This is a genomic window from Massilia sp. BSC265 (genome assembly GCF_000740675.1).
In the GTDB taxonomy this organism is placed as follows: Bacteria; Pseudomonadota; Gammaproteobacteria; order Burkholderiales; family Burkholderiaceae_D; genus Telluria.
Window position 1 is genome coordinate 655331 of sequence record NZ_JPXI01000033.1, and the last position, 8015, is coordinate 663345.

Consider the following 8015-nt stretch of genomic DNA (forward strand, 5'->3'; position numbering starts at 1 on the left):
CCCACAGCGCCTGGCAGAACCCCCATTGCTGCGTTGCATTCGTCTCGCCGTACTATCGGACTGTCTTCGCCGCTGCGCCGGGTGGCCGCATCCCTTGCCCTGGAGGTCCTGCCGGACGCTGTCAGTCCGTCACCGGCTCCGGATAGTCGACGGAAAGAATCTCCAGCTCGTCCGTACCAAGCGGCGTCTGCAGCGTGATGACATCGCCTTCGCGTGCCTTGGTCAGCGCGCGCGCCACCGGCGAGACCCAGCTGATCTTGCCGCGCAGCGGATCGAGCTCGTCGATGCCGACGATGGTCACGGTGTGCTCCTCGCCCGCCTTGTTCAGGTAGGTGACGGTGGCGCCGAAGAAGACCTGGTCGTTGCCGTAATGCACGCTCGGGTCGACCACGAAGGCCGAGTCCATCCGCTTGGTCAGGAAGCGGATGCGGCGGTCGATCTCGCGCAGGCGCCGCTTGCCGTAGATATAGTCACCGTTTTCCGAGCGGTCGCCGTTCGAGGCGGCCCAGTGGACCACCTTCACCACCTCGGGCCGCTCGACATCGATCAGCTGCAGCAGCTCGTCCTTGATGGCCCTATAGCCGGCAGGAGTGATGTAGTTCTTGGCCCCGGCGGGAATCGCCTGGGCCAGTGCCAACGCTTCCGCGTCGTCGTCGTCATTATCCGACTCTTTTACGAATGCCTTATTCATCAGCTTATTGTAACGGCAGCCGCACCCGGATCGCATTGCTTGCCGTATCATGCGCAGCATGAGACGAGCAAAACCGCAAATGTCCCCGATCTTGATGCGAGGGCTGCGCGCTGCCCTCGCGTCCGGGCGCCGCGGCTTGCGTATGCTGCTGCGCCGCCTGGGGCGCCAGCCCGGCCACCTCGCGCGCGTGCTGGCCCGGCTCAAGACGCGCTCGAAGACGCGCCGCCAGGACAAAACAGAAACTGAAACTTCATGAGTCCCGTTCCCGCCCTGGCCGCCGAAATGCAGGCGGCCGCCTCGGAAATCTACCTGCTCGACGGCGCCACTCTGCGGGTGATCGACGCCAACCAGGCCGCGCGCCTGAACCTCGGCATGGATGCGGCCGCATTGCGGGCGATGGACATGCATGCGCTGGCTCCCGGCCTCGACCGCACCGCACTGGCCGGCCTGCTGGCCGGGCTGGGCGAGGAAGTCGGCGCCCAGGTCAGCCTGCGCACGCAGCTGCGGCGCCTCGACGGCAGCTGCTATCCGGTCCGGCTGTGTTTCCTGCGCATCGTGCGCGACGGCCGCTCGCTGCTGCTGGCCATCGCCGACGACCTCAGCATGGAACAGGCGTCCGCCCAGGCGCTGGCCCAGTCGCAGGCGCGCTTCGACGCGATCGTGCGCCATACCCCGGGGCTGGTGTTCCAGTTCGTGCTGCACCCGGGCGGGCGCATCGACTTCCCCTGGCTGAGCGAGGGCTGCTCCGCCCTGCTGGGCTTATCGAGGCTGGAACTGCAGCACGACGCCACCCTGTTCGAGCGCCTGATCCTGCCTGAAGACCGCAAGGGCTGGCACGAATCGATGGCGGCCTCGCGCGCCGCCATGAGCGCCTGGAACTGGGAAGGCCGGATCTGGATCGACGCCTGGAAGGACGTCAAGTGGATCAACCTGCGCGCCACCCCGCATCCGATCGAAGGCGGTGCGGTGCAGTGGGACGGCATCATGACCAACATCAGCGCCAGCAAGCAGGAGCAGCAGGAAACCATGCGCTCGCGCGCCCGCCTGGCCGAGCTGACCGACCACATCGAGCAGGTCAAGGAACAGGAGCGGGCGCGCATCGCGCGCGAGATCCACGACGACCTCGGCGGCAACCTCACGGCCATCAAGATGGCGCTGGCCATGCTGGCCGCGCGCCTTCCCGACAACCAGCCGGCCCTGCTGGAAAAGGCGAACTACCTCGACGACCTGGTCGACCGCACGATCGAAGCGGTGCACCGCATCTCGCTCGATCTGCGCCCCACCATGCTCGACCTCGGCATCGTGGCGGCGCTCGAATGGCAGGCGCGCGAATTCGAAAAGCAGATGGGCATTACCTGCATCTTCCGCTGCCCCGGCGAAGACGAAGAGGAGATCGAACTCGACGACGACCATGCCACCGCCCTGTTCCGCATCTTCCAGGAAGCGCTGACCAACATCGCCAAGCACGCCGGCGCCACCCGGGTGACGGTGCTGCTCCGGCGCCAGCGCGCCCACCTGACCCTGACCATCTGCGACAACGGCCGCGGCATCAACCCAAGCGACCGCCTCAAGCCGCATTCCTTCGGCCTGCGCGGCATGAGCGAGCGCGCCAAGGCCTTCGGCGGAACGCTGGCCTTGTCGTCCGCGCCCGGAGGTGGCACGATGGTGACTATCAAGACCAGGCTGGCAACACCGTCCGAATCCAGCAATACCCTAGGCAAGAATGAGTGACAAAGCAACCATCCGCGTATTCATCGCCGACGACCATGCGATCGTCCGCGAGGGCCTGAAGCAGATCCTGGCCGAGCAGCGCGACATCATCGTCGCGGGCGAGGCCGAAACCGGGCTCGACGCCATCAAGCTGGTCGGCAAGGCGCGCCTGCACGTGATGCTGCTCGACATCTCGCTGCCCGACCGCAACGGCATCGACGTACTCAAGCAGATCAAGAAGGACAAGCCCGAACTGGCGGTGCTGATGCTGTCGATGCACCGCGAAGACCAGTATGCGATCCGCTCGCTGAAGGCGGGCGCGGCCGGGTACATGACCAAGCAGAGCGCCCCGCGCGAGCTGGTAACGGCGATCCGGCAGGTGGCCGCCGGCCAGAAATACGTCAGCGCGTCCCTTGCCCAGGCCCTGGCCGCCCAGGTGGGCGAAGACCACGAGGCGCCGTTGCACGACAGCCTGTCCGACCGCGAATACCAGACCCTGACCATGATCGCCTCGGGGATGACGGTCAGCGACATCGCGCGCGAGCTGTCGCTGTCGGTGAAGACGGTGAGCGAGTACCGGGCGCGGCTGCTGGCGAAGATGAAGCTCAAGAACAGTGCCGAGCTGACCCATTACGCCATTCGCAACCAGCTGGTGGGATAGCGATGCTTTGGTAGGGTGGGCAGGTTTCCTGCCCACGCGTTCAACCAGCAGCAAGATACTCGACACGATCTTCAAAACGCCATCGATCACTGCGTGGGCGTTTGTCATTCCGAGCATTGCCCGAAATCACCCGCCTACCCCAGGAAAGCGTCATGCGCTCCGTGCCGATTTCACCATTCGTTGCAGAACTGTAGAAATAAAACATTTTGTTTCTGCTTTTTAATTGATGCTTGGCAAAAAAGCTGCTTATCATTACGCTAAACAGCATTTCGTGTCATCACAGCCATGTCAATCTCGTCCCCGCCTGCCGGCACCGGCCAGAGTCCTGCCGCGCAGAATCCTGCCGACATCGCCCGCGAGGCCTTCCGGCGTCTCGCGACGCGCCGTATCGCGCCCACGCCGGACGCCTACAAGGCCATCTATGACGAGATCGCCGGCGTCCCCCCTGCACCGTCCGCCCCGAGCGCCAATCCTGCGGCCGAGGTGCTGGAAAGCTTCGCGCGCCGGCTGGCCGAGACGCCAGGCGAAGTGTCGGAAGTCGGCCGGCGCATGCTGCGCGCCGCCAAAACCTCCGACTGGACCGGCTATGCCCAGGCCCTGGCCCAGGTGGCCGACCGGCACCTGCGCCGCAACACGCCGGTAATGACGCTCGGCGACGACGACCCGGACGGGCGCCAGCTGCGCGAGATGCTGGGCCGCTCGCTGGCCTATGCGCTGGCCACCCTGCTGGCCGATACTCCAGCCCTGGTGCAGGAGGCCGAAGCGCTCGGCAGCGCGGTCAAGCATGCGCGCGGCGAGGAATTGGGCGACCTGGCCGGCCGCCTCAAGCAACTGTGCTACCAGATCGAACTGCGCAGCGGCGACAACGCCGAGCAGCAGGAGCTCCTGCTGCGCCTGTTCCGCCTGCTGCTCGACAACGTCAACGAACTGCTCGACGACGACAGCTGGATGCGCGGCCAGATCGCCGCGGTGCAGGACCTGCTATCCGGCCCGCTCGACGTGCGCTCGCTGGAAGACGCGACGCGCAGCCTGAAGGACGTCGTCCTCAAGCAGGGCCAGTTGCGCCACAACATCTCGGACGTGCGTGCCACCGTCAAAAACATGATGATGACCTTCATCGACCGCCTCGGCTCGGTGGCGGCCTCGACCGGCGACCACCACGCCCGGCTGGCCGGCTATTCCGACCGGATCGGGCGCGCCACCAACATCGACGAACTGAACGAGGTGATGGAGGAAGTGCTGCGCGAGATGCGTTCTGCCCAGGACGACGCGCTGGCCTCGCGTGACCGCATGGTTGCCGTGCACAAGGAGGTCCAGGAAGCCGAGGAGCGTATCCGCATGCTGGAAGCGGAACTGCAGCACATGAGCGAGCTGGTGCGCGAAGACCAGCTCACGGGCAGCCTGAACCGGCGCGGCCTGGACGACGTGTTCGAGCGCGAAAGCGCGCGCGCCGACCGCCGCAACACGCCGCTGTGCGTGGCCATCCTCGACCTCGACAATTTCAAGAAGCTCAACGACACCTACGGCCACCTGGCCGGCGACGGGGCGCTGAAGCACCTGGTCAAGGTGGTGCGCGACACCCTGCGCTCGATGGACGTGATCGCGCGCTTCGGCGGCGAGGAATTCGTGATCCTGATGCCGGAAACGCCGGTGGAGGCGGCAGCGGCGGCGATGGTGCGCGTGCAGCGCGAGCTCACCCGCCATTTCTTCCTGCACGAGAACGAGAAGATGCTGATCACCTTCTCTTGCGGCGTGGCGCTACGCCATCCCAACGAGGACCAGGCCAGCCTGGTGGCCCGGGCCGACCGCGCCATGTACCAGGCCAAGCAGAGCGGCAAGAACCGGGTGGTCGTGGCCGCCTGAGCAAACATTAACTGCGCTTAACCATTTTCAGCTTCATTAAGCGCAGCTTCATCTGGCAGCCTGCCTCCTCCCTCGTCATTCCTGCCACGCCTGTGCGCCTGCTGGCCGCTGAGCATGAGCAATTTATTAAGCTTTCATCCTTCCACCCCGCTTCTTGAACCGAGATCGAGCGAAAAATAAATTTTTTTTCGCTCTAAAGTTCGTGCCTCCGCTGTCGTCTAAACGTGTTGCTAGAGGGAACTTGAGCGAAAAATCGCGAATTTATTTTTAATTCCCACCATCAAGTTTTTGCCGTACAGAACGTTACCAGCATCAACAGCGGTGTGATCGTCACGGAATAGCGTGGCGCACCAAAGTGAACAGGGCACAGCGGCCCACCCCGAAATACAGTCTGGAGAAACACCATGGCATCCGTAATCAATACCAACGTTGCATCCCTGAACTCGCAGCGTAACCTGTCGACCTCGCAAGCTTCCCTGAACACCTCGATCCAGCGCCTGTCGTCGGGCCTGCGCATCAACAGCGCGAAGGACGACGCTGCCGGCCTGGCCATCTCGGACCGCATGAATTCGCAGATCAAGGGCATGACCCAGGCCACCCGCAACGCGAACGACGGCGTGTCGATGGCCCAGACCGCTGAAGGCGCCCTGTCGAGCTCGGGCGACATCCTGCAGCGTATCCGTGAACTGGCAGTGCAGTCGTCAAACTCGTCGAACTCGACCAGCGACCGCAAGGCCCTGCAGACCGAAGTCACGCAGCTGACCTCGGAACTGAACCGCATCGCCAACACCACCGAGTTCAACGGCCAGAAGCTGATGGACGGCACCATGGGTACCGCCAACTTCCAGGTCGGCGCCAACGCGGGCCAGCTGATCTCGATGACCGGTGCGAACTTCACCACCTCGACCTATGGCAACAACCAGATCGGCCTGGATGCAGCCCAGGTCGTCCCGGCCGCCTCGCCTGCTTCCCTGATTGTCAACGCAGGCTCGGCGACCATTTCGGGCGCCAACGGCAGCGCAACGATCAACAGCGCCACCGGCGATACCGCCAAGAGCATCGCGTCCAAGATCAACAACATCACTGGCGAGACCGGCGTGACCGCCAGCGCCCGCACCGATCTCAACTTCAAGGGTGCGACTGGCGCAGCGGCTGGTGCATATGCACTCGACCTGACCTCGGACAACGGTAGCGCGGTTCGTATCTCGTTCAGCATTACCGGCACCGGCGCCAAGGCCGACGACTATGCGGCCGCCGTCAGCGCATTCAATGCCCAGAGCGCGAAGACCGGCGTGACCGCCCAGTACGACGCGAAAAACGGCGGCGTCAAGCTGACCAACGCAAGCGGCAACGACATCAAGCTCGAAAACAAGAATGATGCAACCACTGGCAAGGCGATGGCCGTTAGCGGATACAAGGCCGACGGCGATGTGATCGCCGCCGCTGGCGTCGCATCTGCCGGCGCCACCGGCGTCGTTGCCAACGGTCGCGTGACCATGGATTCCGAACAGAGCTTCTCGGTCGTCAACGGCGCAACTGCAATCGGCCTCAACCTGGCTGGCGCTTCGTCGCTGAAGTCGGTGGCTGACCTCGACATCAGCACCTTCGAAGGCGCGCAGAACGCGATCAAGGTCGCCGACGCCGCACTGTCCAAGGTCAATGGCCAGCGCGCTGAATACGGCGCACTGCAGTCGCGCTTCGATTCGGCGATCTCGAACCTGGCTTCGACCACCGAGAACCTGTCGGCATCGCGCAGCCGCATCGTCGACACCGACTTCGCCGCAGAAACCGCCAAGATGACCCGCGGTCAGATCCTGCAGCAAGCCGGCACCTCGATGCTGGCCCAGGCAAATTCGCTGCCGAACGGCGTCCTGTCGCTGCTGCGTGGTTAATCGTCGCTTAGTTAGTCCAACCGGGCAGTAAAAAACGCATCCTCGGCTGAAGAAATTCAGCCGAGGATTTTTTGCTAGGGAAGGCACATGAACATCCAATCTCTTGGTTCACCCGCGGCGGCGCGGCTGGAGGAGCGGCCGCTTGCGGCGCTCGAGCAACTCAACACCCAGCCGGCCAAGGCGGCAAAAGCGCCGGAAGCACAGGAAACCACCCCGCCCTCGCGCGAGCAGGTCGACGACGCCGTCAAGAAGATCAACGCAGGCATGCAGGCTTCTTCGCAGAGCCTGGAATTCGCGATCGACGAAGACAGCAAGGAAATCGTGGTCAAGATCATCGACCAGAGCACCCGTGAAGTGGTGCGCCAGATCCCATCGGTCGAAGCACTCGAGATCGCCAAATCCATCGACAAGATGCGCGGCCTCTTGATCAGCCAGACGGCCTGAAAGACCTGAAAGTCTGCATCGGCGCGCGTTTACCGCGAGGTAGTGCGCGCCCTTGTTGCACGCCTGTCATCTTTATTCCCTTGTCCCCCATCTATTTGAATTGGGACGCATTTCCCACTCTTAAGTCCGGTTTGCTTCTGTCGATAATGACTTACATTATCGCTTTCACGGGAGAAACAAAGTGGGCATCAGTTCATCTGGTATCGGTTCCGGTCTCGACGTCGCCGGCTTGGTCGCCAAGCTGATGCAAGCCGAGGCGGCGCCGCTCGCCAACTTCGACAAGAAGGCGGCTGCACTGCAGTCTCGCATGGCCGCGCTCGGCAAAGTCAGCGCAGCGGTCGGCGCCTTCCAGGGCGCCCTGACCTCCATTAACTCTTCTTCCACCTTCAGCGCGCTGAGCGCGGCATCGAGCAACAGGGACGTCCTGGGCGCCAGCGCCGGCGGCGATGCCGTCGCTGGCAAGTACAAGATCAACGTGTCGCAACTGGCTTCGGCCCAGAGCCTGAGCACGGCGGGCCGCGCCAGCATGAGTTCGACCATCGGCGTCGCCGCCCCGACTACCCTGACGTTCCAGTTCGGCAGCGTCAGCGGCGGGAACTTCGGCTTTGCCGGGGCTACCCTCCCCGCCTCGGTGGCAATGAGCGGCATCAGCAACGGCTCGCTGTCGATCAACGGCACCGCCATCACGACCAGCTCGTCCACCCGCAGCGCGGCCCAGCTGGCTGAAGCGATCAATGCCAAGAGCGACACCACC

General features: G+C 64.0%; 9 protein-coding genes. 7 read left to right on the plus strand and 2 right to left on the minus strand.

Annotated elements, in window-relative coordinates; all coding sequences use genetic code 11:
- Positions 1-121 precede the first annotated feature (121 nt).
- Complete coding sequence (gene greB / locus MA09_RS15080; RefSeq protein ID WP_036249905.1) at positions 122-691, minus strand: transcription elongation factor GreB; 570 nt, start codon at positions 689-691, stop codon at positions 122-124.
- Between the two features lie 79 nt (positions 692-770).
- Here greB and MA09_RS24880 point away from each other — a divergent pair, with 79 nt between their 5' ends.
- The 3 genes from MA09_RS24880 to MA09_RS15090 are packed head-to-tail and all read left to right on the plus strand — an operon-like array spanning position 771 to position 3062.
- Positions 771-947 carry a hypothetical protein gene (locus tag MA09_RS24880; protein ID WP_161783227.1) on the plus strand — a complete coding sequence of 59 codons (177 nt, stop codon included), beginning with the start codon at positions 771-773 and terminating at the stop codon, positions 945-947.
- Positions 944-2422, plus strand: coding sequence for an ATP-binding protein (locus MA09_RS15085; RefSeq protein ID WP_051933468.1), 1479 nt, complete (start codon positions 944-946; stop codon positions 2420-2422). The genes MA09_RS24880 and MA09_RS15085 overlap by 4 nt, the downstream gene beginning before the upstream one ends.
- Entirely contained in the window at positions 2415-3062 is a 648-nt protein-coding gene (locus tag MA09_RS15090) for a response regulator transcription factor (protein WP_036249908.1), read from the plus strand. The genes MA09_RS15085 and MA09_RS15090 overlap by 8 nt, the downstream gene beginning before the upstream one ends.
- Positions 3063-3102: 40 nt before the next feature.
- Here MA09_RS15090 and MA09_RS24645 read toward each other — a convergent pair whose 3' ends face one another.
- Entirely contained in the window at positions 3103-3330 is a 228-nt protein-coding gene (locus MA09_RS24645; protein ID WP_152594665.1) for a hypothetical protein, read from the minus strand.
- 17 nt (positions 3331-3347) lie between these two features.
- Between MA09_RS24645 and MA09_RS15095 the strand changes: the two genes are divergently transcribed.
- From MA09_RS15095 to MA09_RS15110, 4 genes are all read left to right on the plus strand, one after another.
- Positions 3348-4925, plus strand: coding sequence for a GGDEF domain-containing protein (locus tag MA09_RS15095; protein ID WP_036249911.1), 1578 nt, complete (start codon positions 3348-3350; stop codon positions 4923-4925).
- 404 nt (positions 4926-5329) lie between these two features.
- Positions 5330-6817, plus strand: coding sequence for a flagellin (locus MA09_RS15100; RefSeq protein ID WP_036249914.1), 1488 nt, complete (start codon positions 5330-5332; stop codon positions 6815-6817).
- Between the two features lie 87 nt (positions 6818-6904).
- On the plus strand, positions 6905-7261 hold the full coding sequence (locus MA09_RS15105) for a flagellar protein FlaG (RefSeq protein WP_036249916.1): 357 nt from the start codon (positions 6905-6907) through the stop codon (positions 7259-7261).
- Positions 7262-7442: 181 nt separating this feature from the next.
- A partial coding sequence (locus tag MA09_RS15110) for a flagellar cap protein FliD N-terminal domain-containing protein (protein WP_307183913.1) occupies positions 7443-8015 on the plus strand: 573 nt, incomplete at its 3' end.